Origin of the sequence: Flavobacterium sp. N2550, assembly GCF_025947265.1 — a bacterium.
GTDB lineage: Bacteria > Bacteroidota > Bacteroidia > Flavobacteriales > Flavobacteriaceae > Flavobacterium > Flavobacterium endophyticum.
Window position 1 is genome coordinate 3,288,721 of sequence record NZ_CP110007.1, and the last position, 14,259, is coordinate 3,302,979.

15 protein-coding genes are annotated in these 14,259 nt (G+C 36.8%); 8 read left to right on the forward strand and 7 right to left on the reverse strand.

Going from position 1 to position 14,259, the window contains the following annotated elements:
- Positions 1-25: 25 nt before the first annotated feature.
- The 4 genes from OLM56_RS14515 to OLM56_RS14530 all read right to left on the reverse strand — a co-directional run bounded on the left by OLM56_RS14515 (position 26) and on the right by OLM56_RS14530 (position 2,121).
- On the reverse strand, positions 26-223 hold the full coding sequence (locus OLM56_RS14515; protein WP_121374514.1) for a hypothetical protein: 198 nt from the start codon (positions 221-223) through the stop codon (positions 26-28).
- A 148-nt stretch (positions 224-371) separates the two neighbouring features.
- Positions 372-1,037, reverse strand: coding sequence for a tRNA (5-methylaminomethyl-2-thiouridine)(34)-methyltransferase MnmD (mnmD, locus tag OLM56_RS14520; RefSeq protein WP_264527488.1), 666 nt, complete (start codon positions 1,035-1,037; stop codon positions 372-374).
- Positions 1,037-1,489, reverse strand: coding sequence for a hypothetical protein (locus OLM56_RS14525; RefSeq protein ID WP_264527489.1), 453 nt, complete (start codon positions 1,487-1,489; stop codon positions 1,037-1,039). Before OLM56_RS14525 ends, mnmD begins: the two co-directional genes overlap by 1 nt.
- Entirely contained in the window at positions 1,489-2,121 is a 633-nt protein-coding gene (locus OLM56_RS14530; RefSeq protein WP_264527490.1) for a DUF4920 domain-containing protein, read from the reverse strand. The genes OLM56_RS14525 and OLM56_RS14530 overlap by 1 nt, the downstream gene beginning before the upstream one ends.
- 287 nt (positions 2,122-2,408) lie before the next feature.
- Here OLM56_RS14530 and OLM56_RS14535 point away from each other — a divergent pair, with 287 nt between their 5' ends.
- Positions 2,409-3,476 carry a branched-chain amino acid aminotransferase gene (locus tag OLM56_RS14535; RefSeq protein WP_264527491.1) on the forward strand — a complete coding sequence of 356 codons (1,068 nt, stop codon included), beginning with the start codon at positions 2,409-2,411 and terminating at the stop codon, positions 3,474-3,476.
- 229 nt (positions 3,477-3,705) lie between these two features.
- Here OLM56_RS14535 and OLM56_RS14540 read toward each other — a convergent pair whose 3' ends face one another.
- Positions 3,706-4,089 carry a nucleoside triphosphate pyrophosphohydrolase family protein gene (locus OLM56_RS14540; RefSeq protein WP_264527492.1) on the reverse strand — a complete coding sequence of 128 codons (384 nt, stop codon included), beginning with the start codon at positions 4,087-4,089 and terminating at the stop codon, positions 3,706-3,708.
- An 80-nt stretch (positions 4,090-4,169) separates the two neighbouring features.
- Between OLM56_RS14540 and OLM56_RS14545 the strand changes: the two genes are divergently transcribed.
- Entirely contained in the window at positions 4,170-4,358 is a 189-nt protein-coding gene (locus OLM56_RS14545; protein ID WP_264527493.1) for a hypothetical protein, read from the forward strand.
- 51 nt (positions 4,359-4,409) lie between these two features.
- On the opposite strand, the gene OLM56_RS14550 is transcribed toward OLM56_RS14545, so the two are convergent.
- Positions 4,410-6,443: a dipeptidyl peptidase 3 gene (locus OLM56_RS14550; protein ID WP_264527494.1), complete on the reverse strand. Its 2,034-nt coding sequence runs from the start codon at positions 6,441-6,443 to the stop codon at positions 4,410-4,412.
- Between the two features lie 141 nt (positions 6,444-6,584).
- Here OLM56_RS14550 and OLM56_RS14555 point away from each other — a divergent pair, with 141 nt between their 5' ends.
- The 4 genes from OLM56_RS14555 to OLM56_RS14570 all read left to right on the forward strand — a co-directional run bounded on the left by OLM56_RS14555 (position 6,585) and on the right by OLM56_RS14570 (position 9,309).
- Positions 6,585-7,760, forward strand: a complete 1,176-nt coding sequence (locus tag OLM56_RS14555; RefSeq protein WP_264527495.1) for an SRPBCC family protein — start codon at positions 6,585-6,587, stop codon at positions 7,758-7,760.
- A gap of 122 nt (positions 7,761-7,882) precedes the next feature.
- A complete protein-coding gene (locus tag OLM56_RS14560; protein ID WP_264527496.1) occupies positions 7,883-8,425 on the forward strand; it encodes an RNA polymerase sigma factor in 543 nt (180 codons plus the stop codon).
- A 30-nt stretch (positions 8,426-8,455) separates the two neighbouring features.
- Entirely contained in the window at positions 8,456-8,869 is a 414-nt protein-coding gene (locus OLM56_RS14565; RefSeq protein ID WP_264527497.1) for a hypothetical protein, read from the forward strand.
- Between the two features lie 2 nt (positions 8,870-8,871).
- On the forward strand, positions 8,872-9,309 hold the full coding sequence (locus OLM56_RS14570) for a sensor of ECF-type sigma factor (protein ID WP_264527498.1): 438 nt from the start codon (positions 8,872-8,874) through the stop codon (positions 9,307-9,309).
- A gap of 4 nt (positions 9,310-9,313) precedes the next feature.
- On the opposite strand, the gene OLM56_RS14575 is transcribed toward OLM56_RS14570, so the two are convergent.
- Complete coding sequence (locus OLM56_RS14575) at positions 9,314-10,369, reverse strand: WD40/YVTN/BNR-like repeat-containing protein (RefSeq protein WP_264527499.1); 1,056 nt, start codon at positions 10,367-10,369, stop codon at positions 9,314-9,316.
- 363 nt (positions 10,370-10,732) lie between these two features.
- On the opposite strand from OLM56_RS14575, the gene OLM56_RS14580 reads away from it, so the two are divergent.
- Positions 10,733-13,156, forward strand: coding sequence for a TonB-dependent receptor (locus tag OLM56_RS14580; RefSeq protein WP_264527500.1), 2,424 nt, complete (start codon positions 10,733-10,735; stop codon positions 13,154-13,156).
- Entirely contained in the window at positions 13,157-14,257 is a 1,101-nt protein-coding gene (locus OLM56_RS14585) for a PepSY-associated TM helix domain-containing protein (protein ID WP_264527501.1), read from the forward strand.
- Positions 14,258-14,259: the final 2 nt, after the last annotated feature.

The window sequence follows — 14,259 nt, forward strand, 5'->3', positions numbered from 1 at the left end:
AAAGGAGCCGATTGGCTCCTTTTCTTTATCTGTTAACGATTAATAAACATTCTTTTAATTCTGGTTTTTCGACTGTGTAGCTTAAAAGCCATTCCGTTAGTTGCTCAATTTCATAAGGAAGCAATGATCGTATTGCTTTTTCAAGCTCTTTGCAAAACAACAAAGGATCGAAACTCACTCTTTCAAGAATAGATTTCGTATAAGCAAACATAGGTCTTGTCATAGTGAAAATTTAATTTGGAGGTTACTATTGTTGTAAGAACGTTTGTAAATTTACAGAAATTAAATACTGCATTTCCATAAAAAAACGTTAATTGATATAAAGTATTGTATTAATTAACATTTTTCTTTCCGATTTGCAAAACTGGAATCTAACTTAACTTTCTAGCTCTCAGCATTTCTCTCTTTCCAGGAGGGCCTGCTAATTTTTCGACTGCAAAACCAGCTTCGACCATCGCTTTTTTTATAGAACTGCGACAGGCATACGTAACCAAGATTCCTTCTCTTTTTAAAGCCTTGAACATGATTTGGAAAATTTCTAGGCTCCACAGTTCAGGCTGGACTCTATACCCAAAAGCATCAAAATAAATCAGGTCGTATTTATTTTCATCTGCAATCTCTTGAAACTTTATGTTTTGCTTTTCTAATAAAAAATTAGGAGCTAGAAATACTTTTTCGTTCCATTCTGACTGATGCATTTTCAGAAAAACAGCTTTATCCTTTTCTGCATCGAGTTCCGAGACATAATTCATCTTTGAAGCATCTTCTTCTGAAACAGGATAGGCTTCAATTCCCGTATATTCTATTTTCTGCCCAAGATCTTTAGCTTCCAGATACGTTATGAAGGCATTGAGTCCGGTTCCGAAACCAATCTCCAAAATAGAAACGGACTGACCTTTGAATAAGGAAAGTCCGTTTTTTATGAATACATGTTTTGCTTCTTGTATTGCCCCAAACTTTGAATGATACGTCTCATTCCACTCAGGGAGCAAAATTGAGGTCGAACCATCCGATGTCTGGATAATTTCTCTTTTCATTATTCAATAAATAACTTTTTAATTCTTGGAATCGGCCCGCTGCATTTTACTTCGTGACAGGCAACACAGGCAGAAACCGCTTTATTGAAATGTGCTTTTGCATTTTTAGGATCCTCATAGATCAATTCTTGAGCCTTGATAAAAATGGCAGCCTGTTCTTTGAAAAAGGCATCATTTTCAGTTTCGTCCGTCATTGCTCTTTTGTGGATTTCTAAAAAGTGCGAAGGAAACTTGCCTATTGTATCGCCATTTTTGATACGCTCTTTCAGACGCTGGTTGTCGACATACATCTGTTCCATAAGTGCTGCCATTTCTGACATCTCATACATTTCGAACTCTTTTGCATCTGTTTTTGCAGGAGCTTCTTTTTTAGCGACAGGCTTTATTTCTTCCTTCTTATTACAGCTAGAAATCACAATGATTCCAAAGAAAATTAAAAGGTAATTCTTCATTATTTACTGATTAAAACCCCATCGGCTTGGAAAGCATACGTAATTTTTGGCTCTGTGATTTTATCGATTTCCGCTTGAGATTTCCCTCCGTCTTTAGCATAGTGCTTCAATTCGGCAACAGAAACTTCGTCAACGAAAGCTCTTCCGCTAACAACCGCCTCTTGGCTATCTGCGTTCAATGGAACGAAAAATCCATAATCTTTAAAACGCACGAAAGATTCCGCTTGATTAGGCAATTCCATTTTCATCCAGCATCCTTTTTTCTTGCATACAGAGTTGATTTTTGATTTGAACTTTACTGCAATCGTATCTCCTTTTTTCATGGATTTATATTTTTGAAGCATCTGCTCTTTGGTCAATGCTTTATCTGCCGCAATCTTATCTCCAAAAGAAGCATACGCTACTTTGACTTCTTTGGCAGGAACGACTTCAATTTCTTTTTCAGAGCTAGTGGCTTTTTCAACTTCTGCAATCTGCTCATTTTCAACTGGAGCTACTGCAACTGAATCGGTTTTAGGAACGCTATCTGTAGGAGTCTCCATTGTTTCCTCGACTTTTTCTGTTTCATTTTTTTTGTCAGCACAGCTTGCCAAAACCATCAGTGAGCAAGCCAAAACGAATATATTCTTCATGTAGGATAGATTTTAATTTCTGCTACAAAAATAGCGATTTCACTATAACATGAACCCTCATAATTAATAAATTTTAGGTTTTATTGCTAATTATATAAGATTTTAAGCCGTAAACAATTAATTTTAGAAAAGTGGCAATTCTGAGGAAGATAATTCCTTTTTTGCACCAAAACTTTCCAAATTTTATTAATTTAGCAACATTAAGATTTATTGAAAATTAGCATCAAACAAAAACCATTCAATAATTTGATTTTCAATATTTTACAACCTAAACTAACCTCAACCAAATGAATCTAAGCACCAATAACGAAATCGATATAGTTAGAGCTTCATCTACAAAAATTAATGATATTGATTTTGATAATCTTGTCTTTGGAAACATCTTTACAGATCATATGCTGGTTTGTGATTTCAAGGACGGAAAATGGCAAAAACCGACCATCAAGCCTTATGAGCCTTTTCTTCTTGATCCTTCTGCAAAAGTCTTCCATTACGGACAGGCCATATTTGAAGGTATGAAGGCTTATAAAGACAATAATGATGATGTCTGGCTTTTTAGGCCAGATGAAAATTTTGATCGTTTCAACAAATCCGCCAAAAGAATGGCAATGCCAGAAGTTCCTGAAGAGGTATTTTTAGGCGGACTGCATGAAATCTTGAAAATCGAAAAAGACTGGGTTAAAAAAGGGAAAGGAAATACCTTATACATACGTCCTTTTATGATTGCAACCGGAACAGGCGTTGTTGCTGCTCCTTCTTCACAATATCGTTTTATGATTATCCTTTCGCCTGCAAAAGCATACTATTCTGGCGAAGTGAAGGTAATTATTGCAGAACATTATAGCCGTGCCGCAAATGGCGGAATTGGCGCTGCAAAAGCAGCAGGAAACTATTCTGCTCAATTCTATCCGACGAAACTGGCAAATGAGCAAGGTTTCCAGCAAATTATCTGGACCGACGATGCCACGCATACCAAGCTGGAAGAAGCAGGAACAATGAACGTTTTCTTTAGAATTAATGATACTTTATTTACGGCCCCGACAAGCGAAAGGATTTTGGACGGTGTCACTCGAAAAAGCATCATAGCGCTGGCAGAAAAAGAAGGAATCGACATACAAGTTCGTTCTGTTTTGGTTTGGGAACTTGTAGAAGCTGCAAAAAACGGAACTTTAAAAGAAATTTTTGGTGCCGGAACTGCAGCAGTAATCAATCCTATTGTTGGTTTCTCTTATAAAGATGAATATTTTGAGCTTCCAAAACTAGAAGATTCGGTTGCTCTGAAATTGAAAGACAAATTGACCAATATCCAATATAAATTGGAAGAAGATACTTTTGGCTGGACCGTTAAGATTTAGAAACTTTTAAAAATATAAGAATATGCTGTATCCATTTATTACCATCGGGCTTTTAATTGCGTTTGTTGCTTATCTTTTATATTTAGCTTTTGTAAAGAAAAATTTAAAACAGAATTTAAGCACAGTCGTTTATCCTGGATTGTTTTTTATTTCAGTTTGGGCGGGCTTATATTTCCTAGTTTTTGTATAATTCATAAAAAAATCCCGAAAGTGTTTTCGGGATTTTTTTTTATTTCAATATTAGGGAAAAATCAGGCTTGAAGTAATTCGGACCTTTCATCACTTTCCCGTCTTCGCGGTAGATTGGTTTTCCGTCTTCTCCTAATTTGCTCATGTTGCTGCGCTGGATTTCGTCAAAAACTTCTTCGATTTTATGCTGTAGTCCGTGCTCGATTATCGTACCGCACAAAATATAAAGCATATCGCCTAAAGCGTCGGCTATTTCAACCTTATCGTCATTCTGTACTGCTTCAAGATATTCCTCGTTTTCTTCTTTCATCAAATTGTAGCGCAGCATGTTTTTGCTTTCGCCTAGATTTCCTTTGGGAGTTTCACTAACTCCAAGCCCAAATGCCTGGTGAAATTCCTTTACTGCGTTGAGTTGTTTCTGCATAATCTTCAAAAATTAAATGGTACTGCAAAATACTGACTTTTGAGTACAAATAACTACTTTTGCATAAAAACTTATACACTATGTTTACTCAAGGTCAATGGACTTTTGCCGGTTTCTTTGTCATCGCTTTTCTAGTAGCAATGATTTACGCCTACCGAAAAGATCTGAAGCTGCACAAGATATTTTACAAAAAAAGCTATTTAGTTTTATTAGGCTTTTTAGCTTTCATCGGATTATTATTTGTCATAAAAGTTTATCTCAAGCATTAAAAAAACGCCTTGATTTCTCGGGGCGTTTCTTTTTAAACTTCTATTTCTTTTTTAGTTTTCTTCAGGAAGGAAACCATACGTTTTAGAATAGTAAAGCATCTGTTCTGCAAAAGTTTTTGGCTGTTGAATTTCAAAAGAAGTGATTTCTCCTTTGTCATCCATCTTAGGAACCAAAACAGGATTTACGAATCCGCTATACGGAGCCGATTTGAATTTCTTGTTTCGATCCAAAACTTCTTTGTGTAATTTCTGGTCAACTTTTACGCCATAATTTTCTACCAATGCTTTTCCAGCAGCAAAATCTCCTTCTGATTTAATTCGCTGAGTTTCTTTCAAAAGCTGTCCGAACAATTCATGAAGTTTTTCATAATTCGTAATATTGAAATAGGTTTTTCCGTCACGAGTAATTTTTTCGATTACATTGTCTTTTTTGCCTTTTTCAAAAACCCAAGCACTCACCCACTGACGGTTTCTCATGTGCGCTTCTTCGATATCAGCACCTGGCTCCAAACGAATCAATTGTGTCATCAATCCATTTCGGATATAACCGTCGTAAGCTGCCGTTCCGACTTTCTTCCAATCGTCAACCAAACCTAATTCTTGCAATTTTGGATTGTACAGATAAAACAAACCAACTAGGTCAGCTCTTCCTTCTTCTAAAGTCGAAGCATAGCTTTTTAGGGTTTCTTTTGGCGTTCCAACACCCGGATTGATTTGGCCAGAAGCATGTCCGACAACTTCGTGTAAAGCTGTGTGTAATTTATCTGCTACTTCTCCATATTTCTCTTCCAATTCGATTTCTTCTTTATCGTTTGCAAATTCTTTCAGACGGTCAGAACCTCCAGCATGGTTATACGAATCTACTATATTCCCTAATGAAACTGATTTTGAGCCATGTTCAGCACGAATCCAATCTGCATTTGGAAGATTGACTCCAATTGGAGTACTTGGCGAAGAATCACCCGATTCACCAGCCACGACAACAACTTTATAAGAAACTCCTACAACATTTTTCTTTTTATGAGCCGGCATAAGCGTCGAATTGTCTTCAAACCACTGGGCATTTTTAGAAATTACTTCCATCTTTTTAGACATGTCGAAGTCTTTGATCTGCACCACAGATTCGTAAGAACCTCTATAGCCTAGCGGGTCATTGTACACTTCTACGAAGCCATTAATATAATCGATATTTCCTTCTGTAGCTTCTGTCCAAGCGATATTGTAATCATCCCAAGTTTTTAAATCACCCGTTTTGTAATATTTGATCAGTAACGCAATGGCATCGCCTTGTTTTTTATTTTCCGCAACTCCTTGCGCTTTTTCTAACCAATAGATAATCTTATCGATTGCTGGTCCGTACATACCGCCGCTTTTCCATACTTTTTCTTCAATCTGTCCATTCGCATTGCGAACCAATTTAGAGTTTAATCCGAAAGAATATGGTCTTTCAGCATCTGGACTTTTTTTAGTTTTGTAAAAAGCTTCTGCTTCCTTATCAGTGATCCCTTTATCATAAAAATTGACAGCCGAACCAGCAAGCAATCCTTTTGATTCGTCAAGATTTACTTTTTTGGCATCTTGATCGTTAAACAAAATTTCTACGACTTCTGGAGCCAGTGTGGTTTTAGTTTCTGAAAGCAATTTTTGGAAATAGTCTTTTGTAAAATCAGGCTTGATTTTATCGCTTGAATAATGGTGGTGGATTCCGTTAGAAAACCAAACTCTTTTTAAATAGATTTCGAAATTTTTCCAATCTTCTGAAGCCTTGTCTCCTTTGTAGTTTTGGTAGATATTTTCTAGCGCTTTTCTGATTTTTAGATTGTGCTTGTAGTTTTGATCCCAATGAATATCGCGGCCAGCCATACCTGCTTGCGTCAGGTAATACACTAATTTTTGTTCCTTCAGGGTAAGATTTTCCCAACCCGGAACTTGATAACGCAATACTTTTATATCTGCAAACTGCTCGACTTCGTATTGAAAATCCTCTGTGTTTGCTGCGACTTCTTTCGACTCTTCTTTTTCTTTTCCGCAAGAAACAAGAAATGCCGATGCAAGAAATATCCCTGCAATGGTTTTTAATTTCATATTCTAAATTTTGGTTATTTACTATTAAAAAACAAATATAACGATTTCTTCATGGAACTAAATGCAAGGCTTCGGATCAATTGATTGCAAACAATTTTTCTTACTTTTGCATAAAGGAAAAACGCCTAAAAATAAATTTTTATGAGAATACTGAAATACATATTGCTGTTACTGCTTCTTGCTATAATCGGACTGACTGTTTATGTGGCAACACAGCCTGGAGAATTCGAAACAGAGCGAAGCAGAGTTATCAAAGCACAAAAATCAGTTGTTTTCAGCTATGTCAACGATTATAAAAATTGGGAAGATTTCGGAGCATGGAAAGATGACGATCCGAACATGCAGTTTACCTATTCAGATACTACGATTGGAAAAGGAGCTTCTTATTCTTGGAAAGGCAGTTCTGGCGAAGGAAAGACAGAAACAATATTTGAAAAAGAAAATGATAGCATTGCTCAAAAAGTAATTTTTTCTGGCAATGAAGGTAAAGCTTACTTGACTTTTAAGGATACTGTCGGAGGCACAAAAGTGACATGGCATTCCAAAGGAAAACTAAGTTTCATGGCAAAAGCTTATGCAGTCTTAAAAGGCGGCAGTGCAAAAATGGTCGGCGATGTGCAGGAACGAACTTTAGCCAAACTAGACAAGGTCATCTCATATGAAATCAATACGTATTCTATAAAAGTAGACGGCGTTGTCCAAAAGACTGGCGGTTATTACTTCCAGCAAAAAATAACTTGTAGAATTCCAGAGGTCCAAAAAAATGTAAGCCTTGTGCTGCCAAGCATGTTGCGCTTTTTTAAAGAGAATAATATCACGCTGACAGGAAGTCCTTTTGTATTATATGACACTTATGACGTTCCTAATAACAAAGCAAGCTTTTCTGTATGCCTGCCGATGCGTGATGAGATTTTTACTGCCGAAGGAAGCGATTATACTAGCGGAAAACTAGAGCCTTTCCGAGCTTTAAAAACAACATTGAATGGTGATTATTCACACAGCAAAGAGGCTTGGGATAAAGCTTTTACTCATATCAAGAAGAACAATTTGACGGAAAATAAATCAGGAAGCTATATTGAAGTATACTCAGTTTCTGCATCGCAAGTCAAAAACCCTTCAAAATGGGTTACCGAAATTTACGTACCGGTTGGAAGCTCAGCTCCCGCAGAAGCTACAACAGTTCCTGCTCCTACAAACGAGGCTGCTACTACTTCTCCTGTGACTAAAACTCCAGCAACGACAACTACTCCAAAGGCGAAAACTCCAGCGCAACCAGCTGCCAAACCAGCAGTTCGAGAAGCTAAAGTCATCGAATAATTTATACCATTTTTATACAAAGCCCAGCATTGTCTGGGCTTTTCTTTTTAGCAAAAGTGAGCTAATGCATATTGTGATTAAACCTTTTCGCTTATCTTTAGTCTTATCAATAAAAATTGCTTTTGCTCGACGAACAGACTTTCATAAAAGATCTTTTGAATCCAAAAACGCAGAATAAAGCGTTTCAGTTGCTGTTGTCTACTTATCAAAAACCGTTGTACAATCACATCCGAAACATTGTTCTGAATCATGATGATGCTAATGACGTGCTGCAGAACACTTTCGTAAAGGTTTTTCAGCATCTGGCAAATTTTAAAGGAGAAAGCAAATTATTCTCCTGGCTTTATCGGATAGCGACGAACGAGGCAATAACGTTTCTGAATGCTAAAGCCAAGCGTAATGGAATGACCAGCGAGAATTTTCAGCAAAAGCAGATAGAAAGCTTAAAAGCCGATTCTTATTTTGAAGGTGATGTGATTCAACTGAAGCTTCAAAAAGCAATCACAACCTTGCCCGAAAAACAGCAATTGGTTTTCAAGATGCGGTATTTCGAGGAACTAAAATATGAACAACTGTCGGAAATATTAGGAACTTCGGTTGGCGCGTTAAAAGCTTCGTACCATCATGCCGTGAAGAAAATCGAAGAATATATGCTTAAAAATTAAACCTTTTTAGATTTATAAAGTCAAAAGAACATGAACTCATTTAATTTAGAAAACTCGCCAAAAATAAAGTCTGGATTCAAGACGCCGGACGGATATTTTGAGAATTTTTCGGAACAGATGCTTGCGAAAATCGCTAAGGAGGAAAAACCTGTAATTTCAATTTTCCAAAGAAGGAAAAATTGGTTTGTGGCTGCCGCAGCGGTTTTAATTTTAGGAATCTCAATTCCTTTCTTGAACAAGACCGACACAGGCAACACATCAGTTGATGAGGAAACTATGGAAAATTATCTGGCTTATCAATCCACTATCAGTCAATATGACTTAATCAATCTGCTGGACAAAGAAGATATCGAAGCCTTGGAATCTGACTTAAAGGTTGATGATGCCGTAGTTGAAAGTGCCTTGTCTGACAATACTAATTTAGAAAACTACTTAACCGAATAATTATGAAAAATCTATTTACGCTTATTTTGCTTGCTTTTGCCTTATCCGCTTCTGCGCAAGGTAACGATAAAAGAGAGCAAATCAAGGCCTTAAAAACAGCCTTTATAACTACCGAATTGTCTTTGACTTCTGATGAAGCTGCAAAATTCTGGCCTGTTTACAATTCTTTCGATGAAAAACAATTTGAATTAAAGCATCAGAAAATGCGAGCTTTAGGCAAAAAAATCGAAGGAATTGACTCTATGTCTGATAAAGAAGCATTAGTTGTAATCAATCAGATGGAAGATTATGAAGAAGAACTATTCCAAAATAGAAGAAAGCTTGTCAGCAGTCTGAAATCGATTATAAGCCCTGTAAAAATCCTGAAATTAAAAAAGGCAGAAGATGATTTCAACAGAAAATTATTAAGACAATACAAAGAAAAAGGCCCAAGAAAATAGGGCCTTATTTTTTAAATTGAATCTTGATGATTTTGTTTTTTCCAGCAGCAATCGCAGTATGGTTATCGATAAAGCGGATCGTGTAAAGATCTTTGTCTTTAGAAAATTGCTTCCAGGTGGATCCGTTGTCTGAAGAATAATACAATCCCGAATGCCCAACGGTTACGATTTGTTTTCCGCCCGATTCCGGAACAAACTGAACACAGGAAGCATAACCAAAACCTGTGTTTTCTCCAATGAGCGTCCAAGTTTTTCCTCCGTTTATAGTTAGTGCTTTGTTTTTGGAATTCAATTCCGGCTTTTCATAATTACCGCCTACAGCAAACCCTATATTCTCGTCATAAAAATCGGCTGAAAAAATCCCAGTCATAGCTTCGCCTTGGACAATCGGAGTATTGAAAACCTCCCAAGAATCTCCCTTATCAGAAGTATAAAAAATTCGAGCTTTTTTTCCTCCCGAAACAATCCAAGCAATATTATTCTTTACGACTAAATTAGTATTGCTTGCTGCAAAAGCCGCTTCGCCTGAAACAATTTTAGGAAGCTTATTGCAGGGTATCTTATGCCATGTATTTCCAGAATCTCTCGTGATAATTACCGAAAAACAGCTATCTGTAGGATCCCCTATCGCGATACCGTCTTTATCATTCCAAAACTGCATGGAATCGAAGAACGTTTTTTCGTTATCGTCTTTATAAACAAGTTTTGTTTCGGAACCGTCTTTCGCTACTTTATAAAGCAATCCTGGAGTACCGACACTCATCATAAAAATAGAACCGCTGTTTTTGGCAATGCTCCTAAATTCTGGGTTGATGCTGTCTTTTGAAATCGTTTCTTGAAATTTTTCTTTAGTTGCAATATCGTAATATCCATACCTTCCTTTATCGGCAGCATACCAAATCTTGCCATTGTCAGCAATAATCGCTCTAATGCTGATCGTGTCTAGCAAAAGAGTATCTATAGTTACACTTGAAAAATAATCACTTTTCTCTGATTTTATTTCATGCTTACATTCTGAAAACAGTAGCGGCAGCAATAAAATATATAGTATGTTTTTCATGGTATTTTGGTTATAGGTTGCAAAGAAACAAAAGAAATAAACAGTTTTTTTAGAAATTATTATTGACAATCAGCCAACTGCAAAAAAATCCGATAAAATACAAATCATGATTATTATGCATAAAAATAAACGCTATAATATTTCCAAACATCCAAATCAATATAAAAAATAATTAAGGAAATGTCTGAACTTTTTCTATCACATTGTAGCTAAAAAAAGGATTATCATAATTCTTATCTATATTTTTCTTTCAAACGATAAATCGTTTATTTTATTTGTATTAATTCTAAATAAGTCTTGCTTGCTTGTCTTTTGCGAATTACTTTTGCACAGCATTTAAATCTAATCTAAATCTTATTCAAAATGAATAAATTAATAATGACATTACTTGTCAGTGTCTTTTTCAGTACGATTTCATTCGCGCAAAATGGCATAGTAACTGGCAAAATTGCCTCAACAGACAACACACCGCTTGAATCGGTTACCGTTACTGTAAATGGTACTAGATTCGGAACCCAAACGGATTCTGAAGGTAAATTTGAAATAAAAAATATAAAAACCGGCGACTATGTCTTGAAAGTTACTTTCGTGGGATATACTTCTAAAGAGGTTCCGTTTACTATCGTAGAAAACCAAACAACTGCTTTAGAAAACATTTCGCTGAACAACAAGAATGAGACTTTGGCAGAAGTCGTTATTACAGGAAACATCAACAGATATACAAAATCTGAAAGTAATTATGTTTCAAAAATGCCCATCAAAAATCTTGAAAATTCTCAAGTGTATAGCGTAGTTACCAAAGAATTGATGAAAGACCAATTGGTTGTCAATCAAGATGAAGCTCTAAAAAACATTCCTGGATTGTACCAATTATGGGCTTCGACTGGCCGTGTTGGTGATGGAGGCTCTTACTTTTCTTCACGCGGATTTATTACGCAAAGCTTATTAAGAAATGGTATTGCAGGAAAAATCACGAATAATGTTGATGCTTCCAACTTAGAAAGGCTAGAAAGTGTTAAAGGTCCTTCAGCTACACTTTTTGGCAGCTTGCTTACTTCCTACGGAGGTTTGATCAACAGAGTAACAAAAAAGCCGTATGATAACTTTGGCGGAGAAATTTCGTATCAAGCAGGAAGCTACGGTTTAAACCGCGTGACTGCTGATATCAACACTCCAATCAACGATGACAATACCGCTTTATTAAGAGTAAATGCGGCTTACAATAATGCGAATACCTTTCAAGATTACGGACATACAAGAAGCTACTTTTTCGCTCCGTCATTCTCTTATCAGGTAAACGAAAAGCTTTCTATTTCTATTGATGCGGAACTATCAAATGTAGACGCTTCCTCAATGCCTCTGATTTATATTCCGTTTGGCCAAACTCCAAACAGCTTAGGCCTTCACAGTGCAGATGATATCAAGATGAACTGGAAAAGATCATTCGTAGGCGATGAATTTATGATGAATACAAAAACAGCCAACATTTTCGCACAAGCTAACTACCAAATGTCGGATAACTGGAAATCTCAGACGGTTTTTAGTACCAGTTCGAACCAATCTGTCGGGCCTCAAACTTGGTTCTACTTACTAGGAAATAACGAAATGTCGAGAAACGTATGGAACATCGACGGAAGAGATAACATTATCGAATTCCAGCAAAATTTCAACGGAGAATTCGAAATTTTCGGAATGAAAAATAGATTCTTGCTTGGCGGTGATATCTACCGCTCAGAAAGCAAAGTTGGTTATGGTTATCTGCCGACCTTCTTCTATTTTGATACCGTAAATTACGCCGGCGCAAACGACAACTATTATAATTTTACGCCGCAAGCAGCTGAGGCTTTGTTTGCCCAAGGAACACATTACAAAACACACAGTTCTTTGACAACATACAGTGCCTATATTTCTGACGTAATTAATGTTACAGACCGATTAATCCTTTCGGCTGCATTGCGTTTTGACCACTATAACAATGAAGGAAATTTTGACCCGGCAGCCAATACGACTTCTGGTGCTTTTTCACAAAATGCCTTGTCTCCAAAATTCGGTGCCGTGTACCAAATTATAAAAGACCAAGTTTCTGTTTTTGGGAACTACCAAAATAGCTTTAAAAATATTGGTTATCAATTAGCCGATGTAAATGGAACGCCTCAATTGAAAGCTTTCGATCCAGAACAAGCCAATCAGTTTGAAGCTGGGGTAAAAATCAATACATTCCAAAACAAAGTAAGCGCGACTTTTAGCTATTACAACATTGAAGTAAAAGACATTCTTAGAACCGGACAGTTAGCAAACACTAGCGTTCAAGATGGAAACCAAACCAGCAAAGGTTTTGAAGCTGAAATCACTGCCAATCCAATTCCTGGCTTAAATTTCATCATCGGTTATGCGTTCAATAACAGCAAGCTAAACAATGCCAATGCAGATGTAAACGGACTAAGACCAGAAACCGCAGGCCCTGAAAATATGGTCAACTACTGGATCAGCTACAGCTTACAAGCCTCAAAATTGAAAGGTCTAGGCTTTGGTTTTGGAGGAAATTATGCCGACAAGACATTTATCTATAACAGAAATCCATTAAGCTCTGGCAATAGCGCCGATGTACAGACTTTTTCATTGCCATCTTACGCAGTCATCAATGCGGCATTGTATTATGACCAACCAAAATACAGGCTTTCATTAAAGGTAAACAACCTTACTGATGAATTGTATTTTAATGGTTATACGACAATCAATGTGCAAGCGCCAAGAACTTTCATGGGAAGCGTGTCGTATAAATTCTAGATGAATTTCAAAAAAAGCATACGATTTTTACACAAATGGCTCGGACTCACCTCCGGGCTTATTGTGTTTATAGTGAGCATCACCGGCTCTATCTTTTGCTTTCACGACGAGATTAAAGACTTGACAAGAGACTATCGAAAAGTGAAAGTTGAAAGCAAATCGTATGTTTTAGCTTCAGAATTGCAATCAAAAGCAAAAGAACTTTTTCCAACAGCTACCGCAGACATGATTGTCTTTTACGGAAAAGACAGGCCTGCAATTGTGTATTCAAGCATTAACGACAAACCCTACAATTTATATTTCAATCCATATTCAGGAAAATTTTTGAAGCAGGAAAGCATCGAAGATGATTTTTTTGCCATCGTAGAAGACCTACACATGCACCTTTGGCTGCCGCCAGAAATCGGAAAACATATTGTCGGAATCTCAACTATTATTTTTATTGTGATGCTCCTCTCTGGAATCATATTGTGGTGGCCGAAGAAACGCAAAGACTTAAAAAACAGAATAAAAATCAAGTGGAAAGCCAAATGGCGCCGCGTGAATTACGACTGGCACAACGTGACTGGATTTTATATCTCACTGTTTGTCTTGGTCATTGCTTTGACAGGCCTCACTTTTTCCTATGAATGGATGCACAAGACAATGTATTTTGTCGGAAATCTTGGGCAAGACAATCCAAAAGACGATTTTTCTCCAGCAATTGATACTACGCTAACCTCTTCTTCAAAAGCAAATCCTATGGATATTGCACTTTCACAAGCATTCAAGATTAAGCCTGACGACGAAATGTTTTTTGTCTGGTATCAAGGCGAAAAGGCAGCAATCATAACAGGTTCGTATCCAGATGCGATGGACTTTGACCATCAGTCCAATTTAGATTTCCATCCCAAAACCGGTCAGCTTTTAAGTTCGAATTTATACGAAAATAAAAATCCGGGAACGCAGCTTCAAGAAATGAATTACGGATTGCATACCGGACAGTTCTTCGGAATAACCGGAAAAATAATCGCTTTTATATTGAGCCTATTTGCAGCAGCTTTGCCTGTAACCGGATTTATAATTTTCTGGGGAAGAAGAAACAAAAAAGCAAAAAAATAAAT

Excerpts from the sequence above, each read along its gene's own strand:
- OLM56_RS14575 (WP_264527499.1), bottom strand. The coding sequence starts at position 10,369 with ATGAAAAACATACTATATATTTTATTGCTGCCGCTACTGTTTTCAGAA.
- OLM56_RS14580 (WP_264527500.1), top strand. The coding sequence starts at position 10,733 with ATGAATAAATTAATAATGACATTACTTGTCAGTGTCTTTTTCAGTACG.
- OLM56_RS14550 (WP_264527494.1), bottom strand. The coding sequence starts at position 6,443 with ATGAAATTAAAAACCATTGCAGGGATATTTCTTGCATCGGCATTTCTT.
- OLM56_RS14535 (WP_264527491.1), top strand. The coding sequence starts at position 2,409 with ATGAATCTAAGCACCAATAACGAAATCGATATAGTTAGAGCTTCATCT.
- mnmD (WP_264527488.1), bottom strand. The coding sequence starts at position 1,037 with ATGAAAAGAGAAATTATCCAGACATCGGATGGTTCGACCTCAATTTTG.
- OLM56_RS14570 (WP_264527498.1), top strand. The coding sequence starts at position 8,872 with ATGAAAAATCTATTTACGCTTATTTTGCTTGCTTTTGCCTTATCCGCT.
- OLM56_RS14585 (WP_264527501.1), top strand. The coding sequence starts at position 13,157 with ATGAATTTCAAAAAAAGCATACGATTTTTACACAAATGGCTCGGACTC.
- OLM56_RS14565 (WP_264527497.1), top strand. The coding sequence starts at position 8,456 with ATGAACTCATTTAATTTAGAAAACTCGCCAAAAATAAAGTCTGGATTC.
- OLM56_RS14545 (WP_264527493.1), top strand. The coding sequence starts at position 4,170 with ATGTTTACTCAAGGTCAATGGACTTTTGCCGGTTTCTTTGTCATCGCT.
- OLM56_RS14540 (WP_264527492.1), bottom strand. The coding sequence starts at position 4,089 with ATGCAGAAACAACTCAACGCAGTAAAGGAATTTCACCAGGCATTTGGG.
- OLM56_RS14530 (WP_264527490.1), bottom strand. The coding sequence starts at position 2,121 with ATGAAGAATATATTCGTTTTGGCTTGCTCACTGATGGTTTTGGCAAGC.
- OLM56_RS14525 (WP_264527489.1), bottom strand. The coding sequence starts at position 1,489 with ATGAAGAATTACCTTTTAATTTTCTTTGGAATCATTGTGATTTCTAGC.
- OLM56_RS14555 (WP_264527495.1), top strand. The coding sequence starts at position 6,585 with ATGAGAATACTGAAATACATATTGCTGTTACTGCTTCTTGCTATAATC.
- OLM56_RS14515 (WP_121374514.1), bottom strand. The coding sequence starts at position 223 with ATGACAAGACCTATGTTTGCTTATACGAAATCTATTCTTGAAAGAGTG.